Here is a 26,880-nt window from a genome sequence, read left to right as displayed (position 1 = left end):
CACGACCGGCTTCGACAGGCTCAGCGAACGTGACGTTCCCTGAGCCCGTCGAAAGGGATCGGCCGCGCGACCGGTCTCGAAACGGCGGGCTCCGCCGCGCCTACTCGACCAGCGAGAGCTGGGCGACTCCGTCGGCGGCCGCGACCGCGTCGCGGCCGCGCAGCCGCACGGAGAACGGCGCGGTCGCGTCGGAGCTGACGCGCACCGACCCTTCCGTGCGCTCGACGCGGTAGACCGCGGTCGTGCCGTCGGGCGCGGTGACGGTGACCTCGCGGTCACCTCCACCCGGGTACACCTCGAGGGTGAGCCCGTCGAGGTAGTCGTAGTCGGCACGGTCGTCGCGTGCGCCGATCGGCAGCACGGCGCCCTCGCGCACATAGAGCGGCACGGTGTCGAACCCGTGCGTCTCGGTGCGCCACGCGCCCCCGGCGACCTGCTCGCCGGTGAACCAGTTCGTCCAGGTGCCGTGCGGCAGATAGAAGGTGACCTCACCCGTCGCGCTGAACACCGGAGCCACGAGCAGGTCCGGTCCGAGCAGGTACTGGCGGTCGAGGTGATCGACCGCGGGGTCGCCCGGGAATTCGAGCTGCATCGGACGCATCACGGGGGTTCCGGATGCGGCCGCCTCCGCGCCGGCGGCGTAGAGGTACGGCATGAGCCGCAACTTGAGCTTCGTGAACGCCCGCGTCACCTCGACGGCCGACTGGCCCGGCGCCTCGTCGCCCTCGTCGAAGATCCACGGCACGCGGTACGAGCTCGAGCCGTGCAGCCGGCTGTGGCTCGAGAGCAGCCCGAACGCGGCCCAGCGCTTGAACACGCCGGAGTCCGGCTTTCCCTCGAATCCGCCGATGTCGTGGCTCCAGTAGCCGAAGCCGCTGAAGGCGAGCGAGAGGCCGCCGCGCAGCGACTCGGCCATCGACTCGTAGCTCGAGGTGTTGTCGCCACCCCAGTGCACGGGCATCTGCTGGCCGCCGGTCGTCGCGGAGCGGGCGAAGAGCACCGCCTCACCCTTGCCGCGGGCCTCTTCGAGCACCTCGAAGACCGCCTTGTTGTACAGCTGGGTGTACCAGTTGTGCATCGGCTCCGGGTCGGAACCGTCGAAGTAGTCGACCCCGAGCGGGATGCGCTCGCCGAAGTCCGTCTTGAAGGCGTCGACACCCTGGTCGATGAGGGCCCGCAGCTTGCCCTGATACCAGGCCGTCGCATCCGGGTTCGTGAAGTCGACGAGTCCCATGCCGGCCTGCCACAGGTCCCACTGCCAGACGGAACCGTCGGGGTTCGTGACGAGGTAGCCGGCGTCCTTCGCCTCGGCGAAGAGCGGCGAGCGCTGACCGATGTACGGGTTGATCCACACGCACACGCGCAGGTCGCGCTCGTGCAGGCGCGCGAGCATGCCCTCGGGGTCGGGGAACACCGCCGGGTCCCACTCGAAGTCGCACCAGTTGAACTCGCGCATCCAGAAGCAGTCGAAGTGGAAGACGCTGAGCGGGATGTCGCGCTCGGCCATCCCCTCGATGAAGCCGGTGACGGTCGCCTCGTCGTAGTCGGTCGTGAAGCTCGTCGAGAGCCACAGGCCGTACGACCACGCCGGTACGGTCGCCGGACGGCCGGTGAGCGCGGTGTACCGCTCGAGCACGCCCTTGGGAGTGCCCTCGCCGTCGATCACGTAGTACTGGATCGACTCGCCCGGCGTCGAGAACTGCACGCGCTCGACCGTCTCCGACCCGACCTCGAACGACACGTGACCGGGGTGGTCGACGAGCACGCCGTAGCCGCGGTTGGTGAGGTAGAACGGCACGTTCTTGTACGCCTGCTCGCTCGAGGTGCCGCCGTCGGCGTTCCAGACGTCGACCGTCTGCCCGTTCTTGATGAGCGGGCCGAACCGTTCGCCGAGTCCGTAGACGTACTCCCCCACGCCGAGTGAGAGCTGCTCGTGCATGTAGGTCGTCGCCGGCCCGCCGGGGGTCGACATGCGGGCGTTGCCGATCGGGCCGCCGTCGACCTGCGCGTCGGGGGCGAGCTGCATGTAGCCGACGGACTTGTGCCCGCTGCTCGTGAGCACGCGGCCGCCGGACTCGAAGGTGAGGTTCCACGGGGCGCCCGGGGTGACCCGAGCGGTGAGGGAGCCGCTCGTGAGTGTCGCCCCCGCCTCCGTGATCTCGATCTCGCCGGAACCCTCCGCGGCGCCGACGAGGTCGAAGCCGAGGCGGTCATGCCCGCCCTGGAAGTGCTCGACCTTGACACCGATCACGCCGGGCAGCGGCGAGTTCAGCGTGACCGTCAGCACGGGGCGGTTGAGCGTGTCGCCGCGCGACTCGATCTTCTTCGTCGGAGCGGTGATGACGAGGCTGTCCCCCCGCTGCTCGATCGCCCGGACCTCCTGCGCGTAGAGCGCGGTGACCCCGGGGCGGAGCTGCCAGAACCCGTCGGTGAACTTCATGGATGCCTTTCCGGATGGAACCTGGGCGCGACGCTACTTGACGGCACCGGCGGTGATGCCGCGCGTGAGCGTGCGCTGGAAGATGAGGAAGAAGATGAGCGTCGGGATGACGCCGAGCAGCGCGGACGCGCTCGTCGTCGTGACGTCCATCAGGCGGTCGCCCTGCAGCACGCTGATCGCGACCGGCACCGTCTGGGTGGCGTTGCTCACGAGGAACGTCAACGGGATGAGGAATTCGTTCCACGTCCAGATGAAGAAGAAGATGAGCAGCACGCTGAGCGTCGGCCGACTGATCGGCACGATGACGCGCCAGAGGATCGTCCAGCGCCCGGCGCCGTCGAGCGCGGCGGCCTCGAGCACCTCCTTGGGGAAGGTGCCGTAGACGGCCGAGAGCAGGTAGGTGCCGAACGCGCTCTGCACGACCGTGAAGATGATGACGACCGCCCAGCCGCTGTTGTAGAGCCCGATCTCCTTGAACATGTAGTACAGCGGGTAGAGCAGCGCCTCCTGCGGCAGCAGGTTCGCGAGCAGGAAGATCACGATGATCCAGGTGCGTCCGCGCACACGGCCGATGCCGATCGCGAAGGCGTTGAGCACCGACACCAGCACAGCGAAGATCGCCACGAGTCCGCTCGTCCAGAACGAGTTCCAGAGCTTCTCGGGGAAGTTCACGCGCTCCCAGAACGCGACGAGGCCGTCGAAGTAGAGGGAGCTCGGCAGCGCGAGCGGCCCGCTCGTGTTGTAGTCGGCGGGCGACTTGAACGAGTTGATGAGGATCAGCAGGAACGGGAACGCGATCACGAGCGCCACGACGAAGGCGGCGGCGAGCAGGACCCACTGCCCGAAGGTGGGGCGGCGTCCGCGGGCCTTGCGGATCTTGCGCGGCGTGGCCGGCACGGCGGTGAGCGACGGGCTCGAGGTGCTCATCGTCCCTCCCTCTCCTTGCGCTCCGCGGCGTTCTGCGCGCGGATGAACACGATCGACACGATGCCGATGAGCACCGTCAGGGCGGTCGCGATGGTGGCGCCGTAGCCCACCTGCTGCGACTGGAAGAACTCGCTGTAGGCGTAGTAGCTCGGCACGAGCGTCGAGTCGCCGGGCCCGCCGCGGGTCAGCACGTAGATGGGTCCGAAGACCTTGAGCGCGGCGATCGTGCAGGTCAGCGTCACGACGAACACCTCAGGACGGATGCTCGGCACGGTGATCGAGCGGAACCGGTCCCACCATCCGGCGCCGTCGAGCTCGGCCGCCTCGTACAGCTCCGGGTCGACACGCTGCAGCGCCGCCATGAAGATGACGACCGGGTAGCCGAGCTGCACCCAGACGAGCACGACCATGATGCTGCCGAGCGCGGTGTCGGGGCTCCCGAGCCAGTTGCGGGTCAGGTCGCCGAGGCCGAGGTCGGTGAGGATCGTGTTGAGCGCGCCGTTCTGCGGGCGGAGGATCCAGCCGATGACGATGCCGGCGATCGCGACGGGGAGGATCTGGGGCAGGTAGTAGGTGGCTCGCAGGAAGCTCGCGACCCGGCCGCCGAAGCGCTTGCCGATCACGTCGAAGAGCACCGACGCGAGCACGAGGCCGATGCCCGTGGGCAGGATCACCATCGCGACGATCATCGCGAGGCTGTTGCGGAACGACGCCCAGAAGGCCTCGTCGGCGAAGAGCTCGGCCCAGTTCTCGAGGCCGATGAACTCGGGCGGGCGGATGCCGCGCCACTCGGTGAAGCTGAGGTACACGTTCCACACGAGCGGCACGATGACCACCAGGGTGAGCAGAGCGAACCCGGGCAGCAAGTACAGCCAATAGACGCCGCGGCCTCCGCGGCCGGGGATCAGCTCATCGTCGTCGACGCGGACGCGCGTGCGGCGCGAGCCGCGCACGAAGGGCACCGTGGATGCCATCGCTCCTCCTGGGGTGCGGTCCCGCGGGCCGGGTCGTGCCCGGCCCGCGGGGTGGTGCGGACGGTGTCGGACTACTCGCGGAAGTCCGCGGCGTAGGAGTCGTACTCCTCGCCGAGAGAGGTGAGCGCGTCGGCCGGTTCCTTCGTGCCATTCACGACCTCCTGCAGTTCGGCGACGAGGGCGTCGTAGAACGTCGGGGTGGGCCAGTCGGGGTAGAAGGCGAGGCCGTCGCGCTCGTTGATCGCGTTGAAGGCCTCGACGAGCTGCTTGCTGCGCTCATCCGTGATGTCGGCGACGTCGGCCGCGACGGGGAGTCCGCCGTTGTTGCCGAGCAGGGCCTGGATCTCCGGGCGCATGGTGATGTCGATGAACTCGTAGGCGAGGTCGGCGTTCGGCGCCGAGGCTGGGACGACCCACATGTTGCCGGCGCTGCCGGGAACCAGGTCGGATTCCGGGAACTCGAAGATGCCCATCTCGAACGAGTCGATCTCGTCGAGGAAGCGGCCGTACCACCAGCTGCCCGAGACGAAGATCGGCGACTCGCCGCTGATGAAGGAGACGCCCGCGTCTTCCGCCTTGAGACCCGAGGCGTCGGGCGAGATGAAGCCCTTGTCGACGTACTCCTTGATCTTGTCGGCAGCGTAGGTGAGCGCCTCGCCCTGCCAGTCGACCTCGTTCTCGTAGAGCTGGTAGTCGTTGACCCACTGGCGGTCCGCCTGGCTCAGAGCGAGCTGGTAGAAGAGCTGGCCGAGCGGGTACTCGAGGCCGGCCTCGGCGAGCGGGGTGATGCCGGCGTCGGCGAACTTCTGCATCGCCGCCTCGAAGTCGGCGAGCGTGGTCGGCACCTCGATGCCCTGAGCGGCGAACGCGTCCTTGTTGTAGTAGACGGTGACGAACTCGCCGTAGTTCGGCACGCCGTACCACTCGCCCGAGCCCATGACGCCCTCTTCGGAGTAGCGCGCGGTGGTCTGGAGGGCGGGCGCGAGCTTCTCGTCCCAGCCGTACTCCTCGACCGCATCCGAGATGTCGGTCAGCAGACCCTGGCTCGCGAGCAGGCCCGCGGTCGCGTTGCCCTTCGCGTACTCGAGCACGTCGGGGGCCTCGTCGGAGTTGAGCACCTGGCTCGCCGTCGAACGGATCTGCTCGAAGCCCTTGGCCTCGAACTCGACCTTGGCGCCGGTCTCCTCTTCGAAGATCTCGATGGCGCGCTCCCAGGCGATGCCCATCGCGCTGTTCTCGCCCTCGAAGTGCCACATCTTGAGGGTGTTCTCGTCACGCTCCGGACCGGCCGAGCAGCCGGTGAGCACGACCCCGACCGCGGCCATCGCCGCGACGGATGCGATCCACTTCGAACGCATGGATATCTCCTTTGATGGTTGTCGGGCGGTGGGGGAAGCCGGGTGCCCGCGGGTTGCGGATACAGCATCCGATCCCGGCCGGTAATTTGTCAAGTCGCGCAACAAAATCGTGATGCGGACGCTCGCGACGATGCCGCTCGGGTCAGAGCAGGTCGCGCATCGCCGCGACAGCGGCACCGCGGGCGTAATGGCTGAAGTCGAACGGCGGGCGCTCGATACGCACCCCGGTCGGGTCCACCTGTTCGAGGTGGTCCGCGAGCGCGTGCCGCAGCTCCTCCGGCGCGAGGCTCATCATGTCCACGCCCTCGCCCATCACGAGCACCTTCTCGGGGTCGACCGCGTCGACCGCCTCGGCGATGACGATGCCGAGGGCGAACGCGGCCGAACGGAAGGCCGCCAGCGCCCGCTCGTCCCCCGCGCGCGCCGCCTCGATCGCGCGCCCGTACTCCCCCGCCGGCACGCCGGCGTTGTGCTCGATGGCCGGGATCGTCACGAAGGAGTGCACGCAGTCGTCGTGCCCGAGTTCGCAGATCCTGCCGCGCGGGTGCTCGCGCGGCATACGGGCGTGCCCGACCCGACCCGGTCGGCCGTGGGCGCCGTCCACGACGTCGTCGCGCACGACGAGCCCGGAGCCGATGCCCGCGCCGAGACCGTAGACGACGAGCGAGCGATGCCCGACACCCGCCCCGAACCAGTGCTCGGCACCGGTGAGCGCCTGCACGTCGTTGCGCACCGTCGAGGGCAGACCGGTCGCCTCCGCGACGAGTCGCGTGAGCGGAACGGCGTCCCAGCCGAGGAACGCCGACCGCTCGACGACGAGCTCGTCGCCGCGCCGGGCGACGTCACCGGCGAGGCACACCCCGATCGCCGCGGGTCGCGCGCGAGCCGCGAGCATCTCCCCTGTGACGCGGGCGATGAGGTCGACGACGGCCCCCACGTCGCGGGATCCGAGCGGCAACTCGCGGCGGTCGACGACCGTCGCCGAGAGATCGGTGACGACGGCGTAGAGGGCGTCGCCGGTGAGCTTCACGCCCGCGAAGTGCGCGGATTCCGGTCGCAGGTGCAGCATCTCGCGCGGGCGCCCGCGGGCGCCGTTCGCGCGCACCTCGCCCTCGAGCACGAGCCCGGCATCCACGAGCTCGCGAGCGAGCCGGGTGAGACTCGCGCGCGACAGCCCGACCTTCGCGGCGAGCTCGATGCGCGACTGCGCGCCATGGATGAGCACCTCGAGCAGCACGCGGCGCTGAGCCTCATGCAGCTCGGGCCACGACGAGTCGTCCCGGCTCGTGATGGTCATCTCGCGAGCCTAGGGCACCCTCCGACCGGGGCCGGAGCCCCGGTCGGGCGGCACCGTCATCCGGCCGTGATTCCGACCTCGGCGTGCAACCGACGCGTGTGGTCGACGACCCGCGTCGCCCCGGTGACCGTGAGCGGCAGCTCGGCGGCGAGGTCGCCGCTCGAGCGCCCGAAGCCGAGCGCGATGCGCCCCGGCTCGACGATCCGCTCCCCCGACAGGCCGGTGAAGCTCAGCAGATCGGCGGGCACCCGGAAGCTGACCCGTGCCGCCTCGCCGGCGTCGAGCTCGACCCGGGCGAACGAGACGAGTCGCCGCACGGGCTGCACGACGGTGGCGACCGGGTCGTGCAGGTACAGCTGCACGACCTCGGCGCCGGCTCGATCGCTCGTGTTCCGGATCCGGATCGACACCTCCACCTCGCCGTCGACGGCGAGCTCCGGCGACGAGGTCGCCTCGTCGCCCCACGCGAACGTGGAGTAGCCGATGCCGTGGCCGAAGGGGTACGCCGGGGTGGGGTCGATGTTCGACACCTCCGTGCGTCGGGCGAGGGGTGCCGCGAGGTAGGTCGAGGGCTGCGCGCCGGCGTCGCCCGGCACCGAGACGGGTAGTCGCCCGCTCGGATTGACGCGACCGCTCAGCACACCCGCGATCGCGCGGGTGCCCTCCTCGCCGGGGAAGAAGCTCTGCACGATCGCCGCCGCCTCGGTGGTCGCGGAGCCCAGCGCGTAGGGCCGGCCGGCGAGCAGCGTCACGACCGTCGGCGTTCCAGCGGCGAGCACCGCCTCGAGCAGCTCACCCTGGGCGCCCGGGAGGTCGAGGGTTGCGGCGTCGCAGCCCTCCCCGCTCGTGCCGCGGCCGAACAGTCCAGCGCGGTCGCCGAGGGCGAGCACCACCACGTCCGCTCCGCGGGCGGCGTCGACCGCCTCGGCGAAACCGTCGCGTTCGCCGCCGTCGATGCTCGTGCCCTCCGCCCGCACGAACTCGGCGTCGGGGAACTCCGCGACGAGACTCTCCCGCAGGGTCGGCAGCTCGATGCCGAGGGGCACCTCCGGATGCCGCACGCCGACGTGGGCGGGGAACGAGTAGCAGCCCAGCACGGCGAGGGGGTCCTCGGCGGTCGGCCCGATCAGGGCGATCCGCTTCGGCGCCGCGAGCGGCAGCACGCCGTCGTTGCGCAGCAGCACGATGGCCCGCTCGGCGAGACGGCGTGCGAGATCCCGGTTCCCCTCCGAGTCGAGGTCGACCGTTCCGCGCACGTCGCCGTCCGGAAGCGCCTCCCCGAACGCCGGCGGCACCGGCGACCAGTCCTCGTCGAGCAGACCGAGCTGCGCCTTCTGTCGCAGCACCCGCTCGAGCGCCCGATCGATCAGGTGCGCATCCACCCGGCCCTCCTCGACCGCCCGCACGAGCTCGGCGCCGAAGGTCTTGACCGTGGGCAGCTCGACGTCGATCCCGGCCCGCAGGGCGACCTCCGCCGCCTCGGTCCAGCTCTCCACCCGGTGGTGCAGGTCGCGCAGGAACGCGATCGAGAAGTAGTCGGCGACGACGGTGCCGTCGAAGCCCCACCTCTCGCGCAGCAGACCCGTGAGCAGGCTCCCGTCCGCGGCCGTCGGCACGCCGTCGAGGTCGGTGTACGCGTTCATGACGCTGCGCACCCCGCTCTCGCGCACCGCCATCTCGAACGGCGGCAGCAGCACATCCGCGAGTTCGCGCGGTCCCACCGACACCGGCGCGAGGTTGCGGCCCGCGCGGGAGGCGGAATAGCCCACGAAGTGCTTGAGCGTCGCGACGACACCGGTCGACTCGATGCCCTGGATGTACGCGGTCGCCGTGACGCCGACGAGATACGGGTCCTCGCCGATCGTCTCCTCGACGCGACCCCAGCGGGCGTCGCGCACGACATCGAGCACGGGGGCGAGCCCCTGGTGGATGCCGACCGAGCGCATGTCGGCGCCGATCCGCTCGCCCAGCTCGCGCGCGAGCGCGGGGTCGAAGGCGGCACCCCAGCTGAGCGGCACGGGGTACGCGGTCGCGCCCCACGTCGCGAAGCCGGCGAGGCACTCCTCGTGGGCGAGGGCGGGGATGCCGAAACGGTTCGCCGCGGCGATGCGCTCCTGCGCCCGGGCGAGCCCGAGCGCGCCGAGCGCGGGGTCGACCGGCGCGGTGCCGAACGGGCGCGTGAGCTGCCCGAGCCCCGCCGGCAGGAGCGCGTCGAGATCGATCTCCTCGCTCATGTCGTGCTGGTGCGGCGCGACGTCCTCGCCGTCGGCGGAGGCGCCCACCCACACTCCGAAGAGCTGGGCGACCTTCTCGGCCGTGGTCATCTCCGCCATCAGGGCGGCGACCCGGTCCGCGACCGGCAGCGCGCGGTCCTTCCAGGGGGCGAGGTCCGCCCCCGTCTCCACGGCGGTCATCCCTTGACCGCCCCGGTGAGACCGCCGACGATGCGGCGCTCGAAGACGCTGAAGAAGATGAGCGCGGGGATCATCGACAGCGACGTGAACGCGAGCACCTTGGCCGTGTCGACCGAGTACTGCGACGCGAACGCCTGCACCCCGAGCGGCAGCGTGTAGCTGGCTTCGTCGTTGAGGATGAACAGCGGCAGGATGTACCCGTTCCAGCTGGCGATGAACGCGAGGATGCCCGTCGTGATGACACCGGGCAGCGCGAGCGGCACGACCATCCGCCAGAAGAAGCCGAGGCGCGAGCATCCGTCGATCGCCGCGGCCTCCTCGATCTCGTCGGGGATGGCCCGCAGGAACGGCACCAGGATGATGATCGTCGTCGGCAGGGCGAACGCGATCTGGGGCAGGATGACGCCGCCGAGCGAGTTCATCAGGCCGAGGCTGCGCACCATGATGTACAGCGGCGTGATGGCGACCGTCATCGGGAACATGAGGCCCGCGGCGAAGATCGCGTACAGCACGCCACGACCGCGGAAGCGGTAGCGCGCCAGCACGTAGCTCGCCATGAGCCCGAGCGCGACGACACCGAGCGTCGTCACCCCCGCCGCGATGAGCGAATTGAGCACCTGGCCCCAGAAGGTCGACCCCTGCAGCACGGTCAGGTAGTTGACGGTCTCCCACGGGGTGGGGAACCCGGACGGATCGGCCGTGATCTGCGCATTGGTGCGGAACCCGCCGATGATGATGAACGCGATCGGCGCGAGCATGAGCACGACGATGATCACGGCGGCGATGTAGACGCCGGGGCTGCCCCACGGCAGCTTCGCGGCCTTCCCGGCGCGACGCGCGGTCGGAGCGGCGGCGGTCGACGCGGTCATCGCGAGTTCCTCTCGGTCAGCGCGCCCGCGGTGTCGCGGCGCAGCACGAAGCGCTGATAGGCGAGCGCCACGATCAGGGAGATGACGAACAGCACGACCGCGACGGCGTTGCCGTAGCCGTAGCTCGCGGCGTTGCGGCCGTTGACGACCATGTAGGTCGCCATCGTCGAGGTGCCCGCGGTCGCGGCGACGTACTGGCCCCAGATGATGTAGACGAGGTCGAACAGCTGCAGCGATCCGATGATCGACAGGAACGCCCAGATGCGCAGCGTCGGGCCGAGCAGCGGCAGGGTGATGCGGCGCTGGATCTGCCAGTACGACGCGCCGTCGATCTGCGCCGCCTCGGTCAGTTCCTGCGGGATGCCCTGCATACCCGCGAGGAAGAGGATGACGGCGAAGCCGACGTACTTCCACGTGATGATGCCGAGCAGGGTCCACATGGCGATGTTCGGGTCGGAGAGCCAGTCCTGCTGCAGCGCGCCGAGCCCGAGCTTCTCGAGCATGCCGTTGACCGCACCGCGGCTCTGCAGCAGCAGGCTCCAGCCGGTGCCGACCACGACTTCGGAGATGACGTAGGGCACGAAGATGAGCACCCGGATGACCGACTGACCGCGCATCCGTCGGTTGAGCAGCAGGGCGACGAGCAGGGCCGCCGGTCCCTGCAGCACGAGGGACATGACGACGATGATCGCGTTGTGCCTCAAGGCGTCATGGAACGACGGGTCCTGCAGGATCGTGAGGTAGTTCTGCAGACCGACGAAGTCGGTCGGCACGCCGAACCCCTGCCAGCGGTAGAAGCCGTAGTAGGCCGCCATCACGATCGGGAAGATCACGAAGGCGAGGAAGACGAGCAGGGCGGGGCCGACGAGCAGAGCGATCTCGGCCGTGCGTCCCCAGTCGACGGGGCGCTTGCGCCGAGCCGGGGACGACGTGTCGCCGCCCCCGGCTCGCGCTGCGGCCGAATCCGATCGCTCCAGAATCGGGGAGCTGGTTCGAGCGCTCATGAGAAGGAGTCGCCTCAGCCCTTCTTCACGGCGGAGTTGACGGCCTCGATGATCTCCGTCGAGCCGCCCTTGCCCGCGAGCAGGTCGACGACGGCCGCGTTGAGCGCGTTGCCGACGTTCTGCCCGAAGAGGGTGTCGAGCCAGACCGTCACGTACGGCGCCTCGTTGTAGGCGGCGAGCACGTCCTGCAGGGCGGGCTCGGTGACGACCGACTGCGCCTCCTGGCTGGCCGGGAGGGTGACGAACGCCTGCGCGTACTTCTCCTGGTACTCCTGCTGCATCACGAAGTTCAGGAAGTCCTCGCACGACGACGGGGCGTCCACGTGGCAGGCGTAGCCGTCGACGCCACCCATCATGGCGGCGGGGTCGCCCTCACCCGACTCGACGGCCGGGAACGGGAACCACGCGAGCGTGGGCAGCGGCTTCTGGTCGGGGGTCAGCGAGGAGATCACGCCGGGGTTCCAGGCGCCCATGAGCTCCATCGCGGCCTGCGAGTTCGCGATGAGTCCGGCGGAGGACCCGGCGCCCTGCTGCGCGGTGGTCGTGAGGAAGCCCTCGTTGAAGGGCTCCGTGCCGACGAACTCCTCGAGGTCGTCTCCGGCACGCGACCAGCACTCGTCCTCGAAGCTCACCTCGGAGGCGAGGTCCTCCATGACCTCCGGCGAGCACTCGCGGAGGGCGAAGAAGTAGTACCAGTGGGCGGCGGGCCAGGCGTCCTTGCCACCGAGGGCGATCGGCTGGATGCCGGCGGCCTTGAGCTTGTCGACCGCCTCGCCGAGCTCGTCGATCGTCGTCGGCGGCGCGGTGATGCCGGCCTGCTCGAACAGCGCGGTGTTGTAGTAGATGCCGCCAGGGAGCACCGCGATGGGCATGCCGTAGACCTTGCCGTCGACCGAGAACGCCTTGAGCGTCGCCTCGCCGACCGCCTCGCGCGTCTCGTCCGAGATGAGGTCGGTGAGGTCCTTCGCCTGTCCGGCACGCACCACGTCGGCGAGCTTCCCGCCGCCGCGGGCGAGGAAGATGTCGGGCGCGTCGCCCGAGTTGAGCGCAGTCTGGAGCTTTCCGTCCATGTCCTCGTTCTGGATGGACTGGACCGTGATCTTCACGTCCTCGTTCTCGGCCTCGAATGCCGCCGCGGCCTCCTCCCAGAACGCCTTGCCGGGTCCGGTGGTGGAGTTGTGCCAGAACGTCAGATCCTGCGAGTCGCTGCCACCCCCGCTTCCGCCGGCACAACCGGTGAGGACGCCGGCCGCGAGCGCGGCGGCGGTCCCGAGCACCGCGAGTGAACGCATGCCTCGTTTGTTCATCTTCGAACCTTCCGAAAGTTTCGACGTCATAGTCGAAAGTGATTGGGTGGTGCGATGGTAGGCAGAATGTGCATTTGCAGTCAAGAGCAACAAATAACGGGCACGTCACGGTGTGCCGGCGCTGCGCAACGTTTCGCTCCGGACCGACCGGCCCTCGACCGCGCCGCTACAGTGGCCCCGTGACCGCACCCAGCCCCTCCGTCCGCGGTCTCGGCAACGAGTCCGTGCGTCGCGAGAATCTCGCAAGCGTGCTGCGGCTCGTGCATCGCAACCGCACGAGCGGCCGATCGCGGTCGGAGTTGACCGCCCTCACCGGCCTCAACCGTTCGACGATCGCAGCCCTCGTGGGCGAGCTCGCGTCCCTCGGTCTCGTCGCGGAGTCCGAACCGGAGTCCCGCACCCGGGTCGGCCGGCCGAGCCCGGTCGTCACGACGACCGACACCGTGCTGGGGATCGCGGTCAACCCGGAGATCGACGCGATCTCCGTTGCGGTGGTCGGCCTCGGCGCACGGGTGCTCGCCCGCACGCGGGTGCCGGCGAGCGCCACCACCTCCGCCCAGGACGCCGTCGCGCTCACCGCGACGGCGATCGAGCGGATCTGGCGCCCGTTCGCCGCGCAGCACCGCAACATCGGAGTCGGCGTCGCCGTGCCCGGCCTCGTGCGCGCCGACGACGGGCTCGTGCGCCTCGCACCCCACTTCGGCTGGGTCGACGAACCCTTCACCGCCCTGCTCTCCGAACGCATCGGACTGCCCGTGGCCGCCGCGAACGACGCGACGCTCGGCGTGCTCGCCGAGAGCACGTTCGGCGCGGGACGCGGCGAACCCGATGTCGTGTACCTCAACGGCGGCGCGAGCGGCATCGGCGGCGGCATCATCTCCGGCGGCGCGCCCCTCCTCGGCGCCGCCGGATACGCCGGCGAACTCGGCCACACGCTCGTCAACAGCGCGGGCATCCGCTGCCACTGCGGCGCCTCGGGCTGCCTCGAGACCGAGGTGCGACGCGCTCCCCTGCTCGAACTCACCGGCCTCACCGACGCCGAGGCCGGCGACCTCGAGGGAGCCCTCGCCGCATCCGACGACCCCGCGGTGCGCGCCGAGGTCGAGCGCCAGCTCGACGCCCTCGCCGTCGCGCTGCGCAACGCCGTGAACACCCTCAACCCGCGACTGATCGTGCTCGGCGGATTCCTCTCCGCTCTCTACGCGGTCGCCCCGGAGCAGCTCGACGACCAGCTCGCCCGCCAGCCCCTCGCCGCCGCCCGTGAGGGCGTGCGCATCGCGCGGGCCGAGCTGGGCGGCGACATCCTGTCGATCGGGGCCGCCGAGCTCGCCTTCGCGGGCGTGCTCGGCGACCCCGCCGCCTCGCTCTAGTCGCGCACCACCCGTCGCCGCGCCGCGCGCACCCCGAGCCCGGCGAGCAGCAGGGCCGCTGCGGCGAGCGCGAGCGCCCCGGCGTCCGCGCCGGTCGACGCGAGACCGTCACCCCGACCGGCGCCGCCGGTGCCCGTTCCGGATCCGTCACCGCCGGACCCGGCTCCGGGGCCCGCGCCTCCGCCCGGCGCGTCGATCGCCTCGACCAGCCGGGCCACACCCCAGCGTGCCGTCGACTGGTAGCCGAGCCCGGTCGGGTCGGCCCACGTGCGGATCGAGGTGCGAGCCCCCAACGCCGCATCGTTGACCTGCGCGTCGAACCCGTGGAAGGTGCCGGCGCCCCCCGCGTCGAGCAGCGAGATGGCCGCCTCGACGACGTACCCGCCGTCGACCGTGCTCGTCGCCGACTGCACGCGGGCCCGCTGGAACGCCTCGTCGCCGGTGCCGAACGACACGACGTTCGCGGCGCTGATGCGGATCTGCGTGTCGTCGTAGCGGTAGGGCCCGTTCTTGACGTTGCCGGCGTCGACGAAGAACTCCACCGAGTCCTGGATCCACGGATCGGAGCCGCTCACATCGACCTGCGCATCCGCGACCTCGGCGAGCACGTACAGTACGTCGTCGACCCACAGCACGTGCACGTCCGCGGACGCCCCGCCTGCACCCTCGACCTCGGTGTCCGTCCGGACGACCGCCGCGCCGGCCCACATCGGGTCGACGCCGCCGTCGATGACGGGTTCGGCCGCGGCTCGCGGCACATCCACGGTGGACAACGGCTCGACCAGTGTGAGGGTGCCGGACTCGCCGGGGGTGTTCCACCCCGCCGTGCCGCCGTCGATGACGACGCGTACGTCGAAGGGAACCTGCTGGCCCACCGCGACGCCCGGGTCGAGCGGCAGGCGCACCACCGCGACCCAGCCGCCGTCGCGCTCGGCCACCGTGCCGGCGAGTCCCCCGCCGCCGGCGCGGTCGATCGTCGCGGTGCGTCCCTGATAGTCGAACTCGATGGCGTCGCCGGTCGAGGCGGTCGCGTCCGTCACCTCGACGTAGGCGGTCAGGTGATCCGGCGCCCAGCGCAGCTGGAATGCGCCGACGTCCTCGATGGGGTGCAGCGGCAGGAACCGCCAGTCGACCGCATCCTGCGCTCCCGATCCGATGGAGGGATCGCCCGCGAACACGTCCGCGGCGCGCTGCCGGGCGGGCAGTTCGTCGTCGACGATGCCGTAGTAGGCGGGCTTCGCCTGCAGGGCGTCGTCGAACACGAGCGGAGCGCCCGAGCCGACGCGCCAGCTGCGACCGTCGGTGAGACCCCACACCGTCACCGAGAACAGCGAATCGACGTAATCGCGGAAGATGCGGAACGCGTCGCGGTAGTAGTACCCCTGCTCGATGAGGTTGGCCTGGGTCACCGGCGTGCCGGTCGTGACGTCGAGCTCGGTGACCGCCTGCACGAGATCCAGGTCGCCGAACGCGGCGAGCGCCGTGTCGAGCGCGCCGACCGGGGTGGACAGGCTCACGTGGAACTGGTGACCCACGCCGTCGACGGGCACCCCGCGGTCGAGCATCCGCTCGACGAGGGCACGGAGCCGCTGCTGCTTGCCGCTCTGCTCGGTGTTGTAGTCGTTGATGAAGAGCGTCACCGGGCGGTCGGCCCCGTCGGCCGCGAACTCGTCGTTGAACGCCTCGTCGGCGAACTGGAACGCGAGGTCGATGAACCGCTCGCCGAGGATGCGGTACCACTCGCTGCGACGCAGGCCGTCGTCGGTGTCCGAGGCGTCGGAGACGACCTCGTTCACGACGTCGAAGGCGTACAGCGGATTGGTGTCCGACCCGAACTCGCCGTAGGTCGAGCTCACGTACTCGGCGACGGAGAAGATGTGGTCGCGCATCCGCTGCTCGAGCACCGCCTGGTCGGCCGGCGAGTCCGTGAGCGGCTGGCCCGCCCCGTCCTGGAAGAACCAGGCGGGGGTCTGGCTGTGCCAGACGAGGGTGTGCCCGTAGACCCCGAGATCCTCCTCCTGCGCGAAGCTCATGAGCGCGTCGGCCTCGGGGTGCGGCGTGAACACGCCCGCCGCGTCGTACCAGGCCTCCGGCTTCATGTAGTTCTCGCTCGTCACCTGGTCGAAGTGCCGCGTCAGCAGTTCGCGCGCACCCCCGGTCATCTCACGGCTGTCGATCGCGACGCCGACCGGCACGTCGAGGGTGTCGCGGATGGGTGTCAGGTCCTGCACCTGGGACGGCGCGGGCTGGTCCACGAGGATGTCGTCGATGAGCAGATCGGAGGTGTTGGTGCCGTTGTAGTCGGTCTCGAAGTAGAGCACCGCACTGTCGGCCTCGCCCATCGTGAAGACCTGCTCCACGCGCACCCACTCGGTGTTCGACATGCCGGTGAACTGCCCGAGGGTCTGGTAGGCCGTGGCGCCGTCGACGGTGCGGGCGATCGTGAGCCAGACGTCGTCCACGGGCTCACCGGCCGCGAAGCGCAACCAGGCCGAGGCACGGTAGGTGGTGCCGGGCTGCAGCACACCGGTGACGTCGCGGGCGATCCCGCTGCCCTGCGAGGTGCGCTCCGACACGAGTGCCGCCTGCACTCCGCCGTGCGCCTCGTCGGTCAGCGTCACCTGCGGGGCGCCGCTGCCGCTGTCGCGTGGCCCCCATCCGTCGAGTCCGTCCTCGAAGTCGGTGTCGATCGCGACGGCGCCGGCGGCGTGCGGGGTGCCCACGGGCAGGGTGAAGCTCCACCCCTCCGCGAGGCGTTCGGTGACGACGGTGCGCACGGCGTTCACGGATGCGGTGCGGTCGCCGCCGCCGTCGTGCACGAGCACGATCTCGCCCGGCTTCATGGCCGCCCGCAGGTTCGTGGTGAGCTGGGCTTCGTCGTCGACCTCCCAGTCCGCGATGGTGTTCACGACGCCGAGGGGCTGCATGCCGAGGGAGACGGCCGCCTGCGGCGTCGCGCCCCAGGTGCCGTTGGGCGCGCGGAAGAAGGGCACCGCGGCGTCCGGGTCGCCGAGAGCGTCGCGGATGATCGTGAGGTTCTGCGCCATCCGGTCGCGTGCCTGGTCCTCGGTGAGGGCACCCATGTCGTCGTACGACGTCGAGTGGTTGCAGAGCACGTGGCCTTCGGCGACCATGCGGCGCAGCAGCTCGGCGCCGCCCGGCGCCTGGATGTTCTGGCCGATGACGCAGAACACCGCACGGATGTCGCTGTCGCGCAGGAAGTCGAGCAACGCGACGGTCTCCGCACCGTTGGGGCCGTCGTCGAAGGTGAGCGCGGCGACGTCCCCACTGCCCTGCGCCCGCACGACCGGGGTGGTCACGGGGTCGACGGCGCCGCCCGGCACGACGTCGGGGTCCGGTTCGGACGGGACCACGGCGCGGATCGACACATCGTCGACGAGGTAGTCGTACACCCCGGGCTCGCCCCCGGTGCCGATGTACGCCTGCACGGTCGCGGCGTCCGCGCCGACCGGGACGGTGTACCGGCCCGAGACGGTGGTCCAGGCATCCGCCGACATCGTGGTGTCACCGACCCAGTCGTACCCCGGCTTGACGACGAAGCGCACCCCCGCGGTGCCGGCGACACCGTCGGCCAGACGCACGCGCATCGAGAGGTCGTAGGCGGCGCCGGGCTGCAGGATGCCGGTCGGGCTCTGGATGCCGACGTAGTCCTGGTCGCGATCGGCGACCCGCAGCACCGATCCTCCGTCGAACTGGATCACGGAGAGCGTGTCCCCATCCCCGCCGCTCGGCGTCCACGCGCCGGTCGTGCCGTCCTCGAAGTCCACGGCGCTGATCGCGGCGCCCTCCTCTCCCGGTGGCTCGACCGCGTCCGCGCCGGTCGCGGGGGCGAAGGCCCACAGTGAGCCGATGAGGGCGGCGATGCCGAGCACCGAACCGAAAGTTTCGAAGCGAGTTGCCGTGGTCATGGAGCGCTCCTTTGCGCGGGGGGTGCGAATGGCGCCCACCGTAAGAGGCTCCGCGCCGAAACGGCAAGGGATTTGTTGCCGCTCACAACGTTGCGTGACCGGATCGTTACCGAAACTTTCCACGAAAGTTTCGTTCGGTGCGCGGCCCCGACCCGGGTCCGGCGTACGCGAGCGGCCGGATCAGGCCGCGGGCGCGGCCGTGCTCTCTCGCACGACGAGGCTCGTGGCGAGATCCATGCGCGGCACCGATTCGAGCGGACCCTGACTCATCCGCAGCACGAGCCGCGTCGCCTCCTCCGCCATCCGCCGCAACGGCTGCCGCACGGTCGTGAGGCGCGGGCTCACCCACTGGGTCAGCGGGATGTCGTCGTAGCCGACGAGCGAGAGGTCCTCCGGCACGCGCAGCCCGAGCCCGCGCACGGCCTCGAGCACACCGAGGGCCTGGAGGTCGCTGCCGGCGAAGATCGCCGTCGGGCGGTCGTCACGCTCGAGCAGGTCACGCCCGTGCCGCTGGCCGCCGGTCGTCGTGAAGTCGCCGTAGCGCACCCAGTCGCTCTCGATCGGAAGCCCGGCGGCGGTCATCGCCGAACGGAAGCCGTCGATGCGCGCGTGCGAGCACATCATGTCCTCCGGACCGGTGATCGCGGCGATGCGCCGGTGGCCGAGGTCGATGAGATGACGCGTCGCCATGAGGCCGCCGGACCAGTTGGCCGACCCGACCGACGGCACGTCCGGCGAGGGGTCGCCGGCCGGGTCGATGATGACGAACGGGATGCCGCGCGACCGCAGCATGGCGCGGTATTCGGTGGGCAGGTCGGAGAACACGAGCACGACGCCGACCGGACGGCGGCGCAGCACGCCCTCCATCCATTCCGGACCCGGAGCGTGACGACTGCCGCTCTCGGTGAGCACGACGCTCATGCCGTTCTGGGTGGCGATGTCCTCGACGCCGCGGATGATCTCCATCGACCATGCCGCGTCGAGGGCGTGGAAGACGAGCTCGATGAGTCCGCTGCGCGCCGGTCCCGAGCGCCGTCGCAGGTAGCCGTGGCCCGCGAGGAGCGCCTCGACCCGCGTGCGGGTCGCCGCCGACACGTCGTGGCGCCCGTTGAGCACCTTCGAGATCGTGGCGAGCGACACGCCCGCCTCCTCGGCGATTTGCGCCAGGGTCACCCGTTCGCTCGCCGTGCGCGCCATGCTGCCTCCTCGATCGCGAGGAGTCTAAGCCAGGTTTCGCGCCAACGCCACGAAAGTATCGGGAGGAATCCTCTTCCCGTCGGGCCGCCCATGCGATAAGTTGGCACCCGCAACAATTGACTGGTTCGACGCTGAACAGGAGCGACATGCCCACCCCCACCCCCGCCGACAAGTTCTCATTCGGACTCTGGACCATCGGCTACAACGGCACCGACCCGTTCGGCGGACCGACGCGGCCCGCCCTCGACGTGGTGCACGCGGTCGAGAAGCTCGCCGAGCTCGGCGCCTACGGCCTGACCTTCCACGACGACGACCTCTTCGCATTCGGATCGACCGACGCCGAGCGCCAGAAGCAGATCGACCGGCTCAAGCAGGTGCTCTCCGACACCGGCGTCATCGTGCCGATGGTGACCACCAACCTCTTCAGCGCCCCCGTCTTCAAGGACGGCGGCTTCACCTCCAACGACCGCCAGGTGCGCCGGTTCGCGCTGCGCAAGGTGCTGCGCAACATCGACCTCGCCGCCGAGCTCGGCGCGAAGACGTTCGTGATGTGGGGCGGCCGTGAGGGCGCCGAGTACGACGCGGCCAAGGACATCCGTGCCGCCCTCGAGCGCTACCGCGAGGCCGTCAACCTGCTCGGCGACTACGTGACCGACAAGGGCTACGACATCCGTTTCGCGATCGAGCCGAAGCCGAACGAGCCGCGCGGCGACATCCTGCTGCCGACCCTCGGCCACGCCCTCGCGTTCATCGACTCGCTCGAGCGCCCCGAACTCGTCGGCCTGAACCCCGAGGTGGGTCACGAGCAGATGGCCGGGCTCAACTTCGCCGCCGGCATCGCTCAGGCGCTGTACCACGGCAAGCTGTTCCACATCGACCTCAACGGTCAGCGCGGCATCAAGTACGACCAGGACCTCGTGTTCGGTCACGGCGACCTGCACAACTCGTTCGCGCTCGTCGACCTGCTCGAGAACGGCGGCCTCAACGGCGGCCCCTCCTACGACGGCCCGCGCCACTTCGACTACAAGCCCTCGCGCACCGAGGACGAGAACGGCGTCTGGGACTCCGTCGCGGCCAACATGCGCACCTACCTGCTGCTCAAGGAGCGCGCCGCGGCCTTCCGCGCCGACCCCGAGGTGCAGGAGGCGCTGCAGGCCGCGAAGGTGCTCGAGCTCGCGCAGCCGACGCTCGGCGAGGGCGAGAGCTACGACGACCTGCTCGGCGACCGCAGCGCCTACGAGGACTTCGACGCCGACGCGTACCTCGGCGGCCACGGCTTCGGCTTCGTGCGCCTGCAGCAGCTCGCGACCGAGCACCTGCTCGGCGCGCGCTGACCCGGCCCCCGCTCCACCGCATCCGCCCCGCTCCTCCTCGCCCACCCGGGCCGGGACGGGCGGGGCGGATGCGCATCCGCCCCGCCGCCCTCGGGTGCGTCCACAACGAGATGATGAAACACGGTCGGCTCCCCCGCCGACCACCCCGGATCCGCCGGCGACGCCGCCGGCTCGCGGAAAGGACCTGACGTGACCCTCGTCGCCGGCGTCGACTCGTCGACCCAGAGCTGCAAGGTGGTCGTGCGCGACCTCGAGACCGGCGCGATCGTGCGCACGGGGCGCGCGTCGCACCCCACGGGCACGGAGGTGGACCCGCAGGCGTGGTGGGATGCCCTCCTCGCCGCGGTGCACGACGCGGGAGGTCTCGACGACGTCGCCGCGGTCTCCGTGGCGGGTCAGCAGCACGGCATGGTCGTGCTCGACGCGCAGGGGCGGGTGATCCGTCCCGCGCTGCTCTGGAACGACACCCGCTCGGCGGGCGCCGCCTCGGACCTCATCGCCGAGGTCGGCGCGGAGGAGTACGCGCGCCGCACCGGCGTCGTGCCGGTCGCGTCGTTCACCGCGACGAAGCTGCGCTGGCTCGCCGACGCGGAGCCCGAGAACGCGGCCCGCGTCGCCGCGGTCGCGCTGCCCCACGACTGGCTCACCTGGCGCCTGCGCGGCTTCGGCCCCGAACGGCCCGACCTCGCCGAACTCGTCACCGACCGCTCCGATGCGAGCGGCACCGCCTACTTCGACGGCGAGCGCGGCGAGTACGACCGCGACCTGCTCGCACGCGCCCTCCGCCGCGACGACGCCGCCGGCGATGTCGGAAATTCAGGAGTCGCGCTGCCCGCGGTGCTCGCACCGGGCGATTCGCGCCCCGTCGCGCACGGGACTCCTGACTTCCCGACGCACCTCGTCGTCGGGGTGGGGGCGGGCGACAACGCCGGCGCCGCGCTCGGACTCGGGGCGGCGACGGGCGACGTCGTCGTGTCGATCGGCACGAGCGGCACCGTGTTCGCCGTCACCGACACCCCGGCGCGCGACGCGAGCGGCACGGTCGCCGGCTTCGCGGATGCGGCGGGCGGGTACCTGCCGCTCATCGCCACGCTCAACGCCGCCCGCATCCTCGACTCGGTGAGCGCGCTGCTCGGCGTCGACCACGTCGAGCTCGGCCGCCTCGCGCTCGACGCGGAACCCGGCAGCGCCGGGCTCGTGCTGCAGCCCTACTTCGAGGGCGAGCGCACGCCGAACCTCCCCGACGCCACCGCCACCCTGTTCGGCATGACCCTCGCGTCGACGACGCGCGAGAACCTCGCCCGCGCCGCGATCGAGGGGCTGCTGTGCGGACTCGCCGACGGCCTGGATGCGGTGCGCGGCCAGGGAGTCGTCGCCCAGCGCATCCTGCTGGTCGGCGGAGCGGCCCAGAACGAGGCGGTCGCGCGCATCGCCGCGCAGGTGTTCGACGTGCCCGTCGTCGTGCCCGAGCCCGCGGAGTACGTGGCCCTCGGTGCCGCGGCGCAAGCGGCGTGGGCGCTCTCCGGTTCACGGCCCGAGTGGCACGTGCAGGTGAGCGCGGAGCCCGCGCCCGACCACCGTCCGGTGATCCGCGAACAGTACGCCGCCCACCGCGCCGCCTGAACCGACCGTCGCGGGAGACCGCGCGAGTGGGCCCCTCGAGTCGCGGACTTCTGCGGGAATCCCGGCGCGAATAGCCACAGATGTCCGCAACTCACGAATGGTGGCGAGCGCGTGCGACCCGAACGCGATCGCGCTACGGGGCAGGCGCCGGCACGTCGACCACGGCCGGTGAGCCGTCGGCGTCGGTCGACTTCGACGGCACCGACGACTCCCGCACGACGAGCACCGGCAGCGTGTGCGCGGCGCCGTCCGGGGTGTCGTCTCCGAGCAGGGCGAGCACCCGCGCCATGACGTCGGCGCCGAGCGCGCGGAAGTCCTGCCGCACCGTCGTGAGCGGCGGGGTCAGGTAGGCGGCCTCGGGGATGTCGTCGAAGCCGACGATCGCGAGGTCATCCGGAACCCGCAGCCCCCGCAGCGCAAGCGCGCGCATGAGGCCAAGGGCCATCTGGTCGTTCGCGGAGAACACCGCGGTCGCCCATCCCTCCGCCGCGATAGCGGCCCCCGCCTCGAAACCGGACCGCGGCGACCAGTCCCCCTGCAGGGGCTCCCGCACCACGAGCCCGGCGGAGCCGAGCGCCGATCGCCAGCCGCGGATGCGCTCCGCCGCGTCCATCGAGGTCGTCGGCCCGGCGACGTGCACGATCGCCCGGTGCCCGAGCGCGATCAGGTGCTCGGTGGCGAGGCGGGCACCTTCGAACTGGTCGATCGCGACCGAGTGGAACCCGGCGCGGGAGCTGCTGTCGACGGCGACGAGCGGCACCCCGAGGTCGATGCTCTGGATCGCCTCGAGCGCCTCGATGTGCGCCGCGATGAGCACGATCGCCTCGACGCTCTGCGCGAGCAGCTGGTCGACGGAGGTGCGCATCGACACGCGATCCGCCTCGAGCATGCTCGAGATGATCACGTTGTAGCGCGCCTCGCGCGCCGCCTGGTTGAGACCGAGCAGCGTGCTCGAGGGACCGTAGTCCGGGCTGCCCGTCGTGATCACGCCGAGGGTGCGCGACCGGCGCGTGACGAGCGCGCGCGCCGTCTCGCTGGGTCGATACCGCAACTGCCGGATCGCGTCCTCCACCCGCTGCCGGGTCGCCGGCCGCACGTTCGGCAGGCCGTTGACCACGCGGGAGACGGTCTGGTGCGACACTCCGGCGAGCCGCGCCACATCGAAGATCGTCGCCACCCGGGCCCTCTGATCACCGTTGCTCACCGGCAGATCGGCTCCTCGGGTCGGCCGTGCGGCTGCACGGGGTGTTCTCGATTATCCCCGGTGCCGTCACCGGCGGCGGAGCGTCAACACGCGCTGCAGCAGGATGAAGACGAGCAGCAGACCGCCGATGACGATCTTCGTCCACCACGAGCTCAGGGTGCCCTCGAAACTGATGATGGTCTGGATCAGGCCGAGCACGAGCACGCCGAGCAGCGATCCGAGCACGAACCCCGATCCGCCGGTGAGCAGCGTGCCGCCGATCACGACCGCCGCGATCGCGTCGAGTTCCATGCCCACCGCGGTGAGGCTGTAGCCCGAGAGGGTGTAGAAGCTGAACAGGATGCCGGCGATCGCCGAGCACAGGCCGCTGATCGCGTAGACGAGGATCTTCGTGCGCGTGACCGGCAGTCCCATGAGGGATGCGGACTGTCCGCCCGCGCCGATCGCGTAGACCGTGCGGCCGGTGCGCGAGTAGTGCAGCACCACGAAGCCGATGACCACGACGAGCACGGCGATGATCACGCTCGGCGAGAGGTTCACCCGTGGCGCGAGCGGGATGCGCGTCTGCGCCATCGCGACGAAGAACGGGTCGGTGATCGAGATCGACTTGAGGCTGATCACATAACAGAGGCCGCGCGCGAGGAACATCGCCGCGAGCGTGGCGATGAACGGCTGGATGTCGAAGTAGTGGATGACGAGGCCGACGAGCAGTCCGAGGGTGCTGCCGGCGAGCAGCACGACGAGGATGATCGCGACCGGCGACCATCCGGCTTGCGCGAGGGAGGCGGCGATCATCGTCGACAGGGCGACGACCGCACCGACCGACAGGTCGATGCCGCCGGTGAGGATGACGAACGTCATGCCGACCGCGAGCACGATGAGGAACGAGTTGTCGACAAGCAGGTTGAGCACCACCTGCGGCGACGAGAACGCGCGGTAGCGCGTCATGCCGATCAGGTACATGGCGACGAGCAGTCCGAGCGTGACGAGCACGGCGGTGTAACGCCCGGAGGGCACGAGCCGCGAGGTGCGCGGCCGCGTCTTGCCGGGGGGCGGGGCGAGCAGGGTGCCGGTCATGCGATCACCTTCCGGGGCGACGGGCGGACGGCGCGGCGGCGACGCCACACCGGGGAGAGCAGCAGGCACACCGCGATGACCACGAGCGCTTTGAACACGAGGGTGATCTGCGAGGGGATGCCGACGGAGTAGACCGTGGTCGTCAGGGTCTGGATGACGAACGCACCCACGAGCGTTCCGGTGAGCGAGTAGCGGCCGCCGGCGAGCGACGTGCCGCCGATCACGACGGCGAGGATCGCGTCGAGCTCGATCCACAGTCCCGCGCTGTTGGCGTCCGCCGCGGTCACGTTCGAGCTGATCATGAGGCCGGCGATCGCCGCGCAGACGGCGCTGAAGACGTAGACGGTCCAGGTGATGTTGCGGCTGCGCACCCCCGCGAGCCGACTCGCCTCGGGGTTGATGCCGACCGATTCGATGAGCAGACCGAGCGCCGTCTTGCGGGTGAGCAGCGCGGTGATCGCGAAGACGACGCCCGCGATCACGATGGATGCGGGCAGCAGGAACCAGAATCCGCCGCCGATCACCCGGTAGGTCGGGCTCGACACGGTGATGATCTGGCCCTCGGTGATGAGCATCGCGATGCCGCGACCGGCGGTCATCAGGATGAGCGTCGCGATGATCGGCTGGATGCCGAAGACCGCGACGAGCAGGCCGTTCCACGCGCCGAGCACGAGGGCGACGCCGAGGGCGACGCCGACTGCGGTGGCGACGGTGCCGATGCCGGCCGGATCGCTCGACCCGGCGATGATCGAGCAGGCGAGGGCTCCCGAGATGGCGACGGTGGCGCCGACGGAGAGGTCGATCCCGCGGGTGGCGATCACGAGCGTCATGCCGAGCGCGACGAGCAGGGTGGGGGCGCCGTTGCGCAGGATGTCGATGATGTTGCCGAACAGGTGTCCGTCTTGGATGCGCACCGCGAAGAAGGTGGGTTCGACGATGACGTTGAGCAGCAGGAGGGCGGCGAGCGCCGCGATCGGCCAGAACAGGCGTCGATGCAACAGGGGGGTCATGCGTCGGCTCCGCTCGCGATGAGGGTCATGATCTGGCTGACGGTGAGGTCTTCGTTCTCGAGGTCGGCGACCTTGCGGCGGTCGCGCATCACCGCGACGCGATGGCTGAGCCGCAACACCTCTTCGAGTTCGGCGGAGATGAACAGCACGCTCATCCCCTCTTCGGCGAGGTTGGCGACGAGTCGCTGGATCTCGGCCTTCGCGCCCACATCGATGCCGCGCGTCGGTTCGTCGAGGATGAGCAGGCGCGGCGCGACGGCCAGCCAGCGGGCGAGCAGCACCTTCTGCTGGTTGCCGCCGCTCAGAGTGCCGGCGAGCGCCTCGGGGTTGCCGGGCCGGATGCCGAGCGCCTCGATGTAGCTCGCGACGAGTTCGTCCTGCCGTCGACGCGGGATTCGCCGGAACCACCCGCGGTCGGCCTGCAGCGCGAGCACGATGTTGTCGCGCACCGTGAGGTCGGGCACGATGCCCTCCTTCTTGCGGTCCTCCGACGAGTAGAGGATGCGGGCGCGCAGCGCTTGACGCGGCGAGCGCAGCCGCCCGGTGCGTCCCGAGACGGTGAGCTCACCGGCATCCGCTCGATCGACGCCGCTGATGAGGCGCGCGATCTCGGTGCGACCGGAGCCGAGCAGCCCGGCGAGGCCGACGACCTCGCCCTCGTGGATGACGAGGTCCGTCGGTTCGACGGCGCCCTTGCGGCCGAGCCCCTTCGCGGTGACGAAGGGGGTGCCGGTGTCGTCGGCGGCGCTCGAGCGGGTGCGGCTCTCCAGGTCGTCGAGGGCGGCGAGCTCTTTGCCGATCATCTTGTGCACGAGTTCGATGCGCAGGATCTCCTGCGTGAGGTACTCCCCCACGAGCTTGCCGTTGCGCAGCACGGTCAGGCGGTCGGCGATCTCGTACACCTGGTCGAGGAAGTGCGAGACGAAGAGGATCGCGACGCCGCGCAGCTTGAGCCGTTCGATCACGCGGAAGAGCTCCGCGACCTCGTCGGCGTCGAGGCTCGAGGTGGGTTCGTCGAGGATGAGCACCCGCGCATTGACCGCGGTCGCCCGGGCGATGGCCACGAGCTGCTGCACGGCGAGCGAGTGGGCGCCGAGCATTGAGGCGGGGTCGACGTCGAGGTTGAGTTCCGCGAGCCGTTCCCGGGCGGCGGCGCGCGTGGCCCGCCAGTCGATCACCCCGAGTCGGCGGGGTTCGCGGCCGAGCATGATGTTCTCGGCGACGGAGAGGTTGGGCAGGAGGTTCACCTCCTGGTAGACGGTGCTGATGCCGGCATCCTGCGCCTCGGCGGTGGAGCGGATGACGAGAGGCTCGCCGTCGAGGGTGATGCTGCCCTCGTCGATGCGGTGCACGCCGGTGAGCGCCTTGATGAGCGTCGACTTGCCGGCGCCGTTCTCGCCCATGAGCGAGTGCACCTCTCCGGGGAACATGCGGAAGTCGACGCCGTCGAGCGCCTTGACGCCGGGGAACTCGATCGAGATGCCGGTCATCTCGACGACGGGGGCGGATGCCATGGCCCACGCCTTTCTCTGCATCGCGTGCAGCT

At 70.6% G+C, this 26,880-nt stretch carries 18 protein-coding genes; 3 read left to right on the top strand and 15 right to left on the bottom strand.

The genetic code is table 11. The annotated features are described in order from the left end of the window. Window positions 1–100 precede the first annotated feature (100 nt). From yicI to CLV46_RS03085, 9 genes are all read right to left on the bottom strand, one after another. Window positions 101–2,440 (bottom strand): alpha-xylosidase, encoded by a 2,340-nt coding sequence (yicI, locus tag CLV46_RS03125; protein ID WP_100363434.1) that lies wholly within the window; start codon window positions 2,438–2,440, stop codon window positions 101–103. 33 nt (window positions 2,441–2,473) lie between these two features. Next, window positions 2,474–3,367 carry a carbohydrate ABC transporter permease gene (locus CLV46_RS03120; RefSeq protein WP_100363433.1) on the bottom strand — a complete coding sequence of 298 codons (894 nt, stop codon included), beginning with the start codon at window positions 3,365–3,367 and terminating at the stop codon, window positions 2,474–2,476. Further along, a complete protein-coding gene (locus CLV46_RS03115) occupies window positions 3,364–4,341 on the bottom strand; it encodes a carbohydrate ABC transporter permease (protein WP_100363432.1) in 978 nt (325 codons plus the stop codon). Before CLV46_RS03115 ends, CLV46_RS03120 begins: the two co-directional genes overlap by 4 nt. Before the next feature lie 71 nt (window positions 4,342–4,412). After that, window positions 4,413–5,699, bottom strand: coding sequence for an ABC transporter substrate-binding protein (locus CLV46_RS03110; RefSeq protein ID WP_100363431.1), 1,287 nt, complete (start codon window positions 5,697–5,699; stop codon window positions 4,413–4,415). Window positions 5,700–5,841: 142 nt separating this feature from the next. After that, window positions 5,842–6,996 carry an ROK family transcriptional regulator gene (locus tag CLV46_RS03105; RefSeq protein WP_100363430.1) on the bottom strand — a complete coding sequence of 385 codons (1,155 nt, stop codon included), beginning with the start codon at window positions 6,994–6,996 and terminating at the stop codon, window positions 5,842–5,844. A 56-nt stretch (window positions 6,997–7,052) separates the two neighbouring features. Continuing rightward, window positions 7,053–9,410, bottom strand: coding sequence for a beta-xylosidase/alpha-l-arabinosidase (locus CLV46_RS03100; protein ID WP_100363429.1), 2,358 nt, complete (start codon window positions 9,408–9,410; stop codon window positions 7,053–7,055). Next, window positions 9,407–10,279: a carbohydrate ABC transporter permease gene (locus CLV46_RS03095; protein ID WP_100363428.1), complete on the bottom strand. Its 873-nt coding sequence runs from the start codon at window positions 10,277–10,279 to the stop codon at window positions 9,407–9,409. Before CLV46_RS03095 ends, CLV46_RS03100 begins: the two co-directional genes overlap by 4 nt. Continuing rightward, complete coding sequence (locus tag CLV46_RS03090) at window positions 10,276–11,283, bottom strand: carbohydrate ABC transporter permease (RefSeq protein WP_100363427.1); 1,008 nt, start codon at window positions 11,281–11,283, stop codon at window positions 10,276–10,278. The genes CLV46_RS03095 and CLV46_RS03090 overlap by 4 nt, the downstream gene beginning before the upstream one ends. 14 nt (window positions 11,284–11,297) lie before the next feature. Continuing rightward, complete coding sequence (locus CLV46_RS03085) at window positions 11,298–12,575, bottom strand: ABC transporter substrate-binding protein (RefSeq protein WP_100363426.1); 1,278 nt, start codon at window positions 12,573–12,575, stop codon at window positions 11,298–11,300. A gap of 194 nt (window positions 12,576–12,769) precedes the next feature. Between CLV46_RS03085 and CLV46_RS03080 the strand changes: the two genes are divergently transcribed. Next, window positions 12,770–13,960, top strand: coding sequence for an ROK family protein (locus tag CLV46_RS03080; RefSeq protein WP_100363425.1), 1,191 nt, complete (start codon window positions 12,770–12,772; stop codon window positions 13,958–13,960). On the opposite strand, the gene CLV46_RS03075 is transcribed toward CLV46_RS03080, so the two are convergent. Next, window positions 13,957–17,889: an endo-1,4-beta-xylanase gene (locus CLV46_RS03075; protein ID WP_100363424.1), complete on the bottom strand. Its 3,933-nt coding sequence runs from the start codon at window positions 17,887–17,889 to the stop codon at window positions 13,957–13,959. The two genes, CLV46_RS03080 and CLV46_RS03075, sit on opposite strands and share 4 nt — an antisense overlap. A gap of 180 nt (window positions 17,890–18,069) precedes the next feature. Further along, entirely contained in the window at window positions 18,070–19,086 is a 1,017-nt protein-coding gene (locus tag CLV46_RS03070) for a LacI family DNA-binding transcriptional regulator (RefSeq protein ID WP_100363423.1), read from the bottom strand. A gap of 146 nt (window positions 19,087–19,232) precedes the next feature. On the opposite strand from CLV46_RS03070, the gene xylA reads away from it, so the two are divergent. After that, on the top strand, window positions 19,233–20,420 hold the full coding sequence (gene xylA / locus CLV46_RS03065; RefSeq protein ID WP_100363422.1) for a xylose isomerase: 1,188 nt from the start codon (window positions 19,233–19,235) through the stop codon (window positions 20,418–20,420). A 189-nt stretch (window positions 20,421–20,609) separates the two neighbouring features. Next, window positions 20,610–22,043, top strand: a complete 1,434-nt coding sequence (gene xylB / locus CLV46_RS03060) for a xylulokinase (protein WP_100363421.1) — start codon at window positions 20,610–20,612, stop codon at window positions 22,041–22,043. 133 nt (window positions 22,044–22,176) lie between these two features. Here xylB and CLV46_RS03055 read toward each other — a convergent pair whose 3' ends face one another. The 4 genes from CLV46_RS03055 to CLV46_RS03040 form a co-directional block, all read right to left on the bottom strand. Beyond that, window positions 22,177–23,220: a LacI family DNA-binding transcriptional regulator gene (locus CLV46_RS03055; RefSeq protein WP_245866460.1), complete on the bottom strand. Its 1,044-nt coding sequence runs from the start codon at window positions 23,218–23,220 to the stop codon at window positions 22,177–22,179. Between the two features lie 93 nt (window positions 23,221–23,313). Next, window positions 23,314–24,324, bottom strand: a complete 1,011-nt coding sequence (yjfF, locus tag CLV46_RS03050) for a galactofuranose ABC transporter, permease protein YjfF (protein ID WP_100363419.1) — start codon at window positions 24,322–24,324, stop codon at window positions 23,314–23,316. Then, entirely contained in the window at window positions 24,321–25,334 is a 1,014-nt protein-coding gene (locus CLV46_RS03045) for an ABC transporter permease (protein ID WP_100363418.1), read from the bottom strand. Before CLV46_RS03045 ends, yjfF begins: the two co-directional genes overlap by 4 nt. After that, window positions 25,331–26,848 carry a sugar ABC transporter ATP-binding protein gene (locus tag CLV46_RS03040; protein WP_100363417.1) on the bottom strand — a complete coding sequence of 506 codons (1,518 nt, stop codon included), beginning with the start codon at window positions 26,846–26,848 and terminating at the stop codon, window positions 25,331–25,333. The genes CLV46_RS03045 and CLV46_RS03040 overlap by 4 nt, the downstream gene beginning before the upstream one ends. Window positions 26,849–26,880 lie beyond the last annotated feature (32 nt).

It is taken from the genome of Diaminobutyricimonas aerilata (genome assembly GCF_002797715.1).
GTDB classification, from domain to species: Bacteria; Actinomycetota; Actinomycetes; order Actinomycetales; family Microbacteriaceae; genus Diaminobutyricimonas; species Diaminobutyricimonas aerilata.
Note: the sequence above shows the minus strand (reverse complement) of the source record. Positions and strands in the feature narration are given on the sequence as shown.

Bases quoted from the DNA above. Each gene is read 5' to 3' on its own strand.
- yicI (WP_100363434.1), bottom strand. From the start codon at position 2,440: ATGAAGTTCACCGACGGGTTCTGGCAGCTCCGCCCCGGGGTCACCGCG.
- CLV46_RS03110 (WP_100363431.1), bottom strand. From the start codon at position 5,699: ATGCGTTCGAAGTGGATCGCATCCGTCGCGGCGATGGCCGCGGTCGGG.
- CLV46_RS03100 (WP_100363429.1), bottom strand. From the start codon at position 9,410: ATGACCGCCGTGGAGACGGGGGCGGACCTCGCCCCCTGGAAGGACCGC.
- CLV46_RS03085 (WP_100363426.1), bottom strand. From the start codon at position 12,575: ATGCGTTCACTCGCGGTGCTCGGGACCGCCGCCGCGCTCGCGGCCGGC.
- CLV46_RS03095 (WP_100363428.1), bottom strand. From the start codon at position 10,279: ATGACCGCGTCGACCGCCGCCGCTCCGACCGCGCGTCGCGCCGGGAAG.
- yjfF (WP_100363419.1), bottom strand. From the start codon at position 24,324: ATGACCGGCACCCTGCTCGCCCCGCCCCCCGGCAAGACGCGGCCGCGC.
- CLV46_RS03070 (WP_100363423.1), bottom strand. From the start codon at position 19,086: ATGGCGCGCACGGCGAGCGAACGGGTGACCCTGGCGCAAATCGCCGAG.
- CLV46_RS03120 (WP_100363433.1), bottom strand. From the start codon at position 3,367: ATGAGCACCTCGAGCCCGTCGCTCACCGCCGTGCCGGCCACGCCGCGC.
- CLV46_RS03105 (WP_100363430.1), bottom strand. From the start codon at position 6,996: ATGACCATCACGAGCCGGGACGACTCGTCGTGGCCCGAGCTGCATGAG.
- xylA (WP_100363422.1), top strand. From the start codon at position 19,233: ATGCCCACCCCCACCCCCGCCGACAAGTTCTCATTCGGACTCTGGACC.
- CLV46_RS03075 (WP_100363424.1), bottom strand. From the start codon at position 17,889: ATGACCACGGCAACTCGCTTCGAAACTTTCGGTTCGGTGCTCGGCATC.
- CLV46_RS03045 (WP_100363418.1), bottom strand. From the start codon at position 25,334: ATGACCCCCCTGTTGCATCGACGCCTGTTCTGGCCGATCGCGGCGCTC.
- CLV46_RS03040 (WP_100363417.1), bottom strand. From the start codon at position 26,848: ATGGCATCCGCCCCCGTCGTCGAGATGACCGGCATCTCGATCGAGTTC.
- CLV46_RS03090 (WP_100363427.1), bottom strand. From the start codon at position 11,283: ATGAGCGCTCGAACCAGCTCCCCGATTCTGGAGCGATCGGATTCGGCC.
- CLV46_RS03115 (WP_100363432.1), bottom strand. From the start codon at position 4,341: ATGGCATCCACGGTGCCCTTCGTGCGCGGCTCGCGCCGCACGCGCGTC.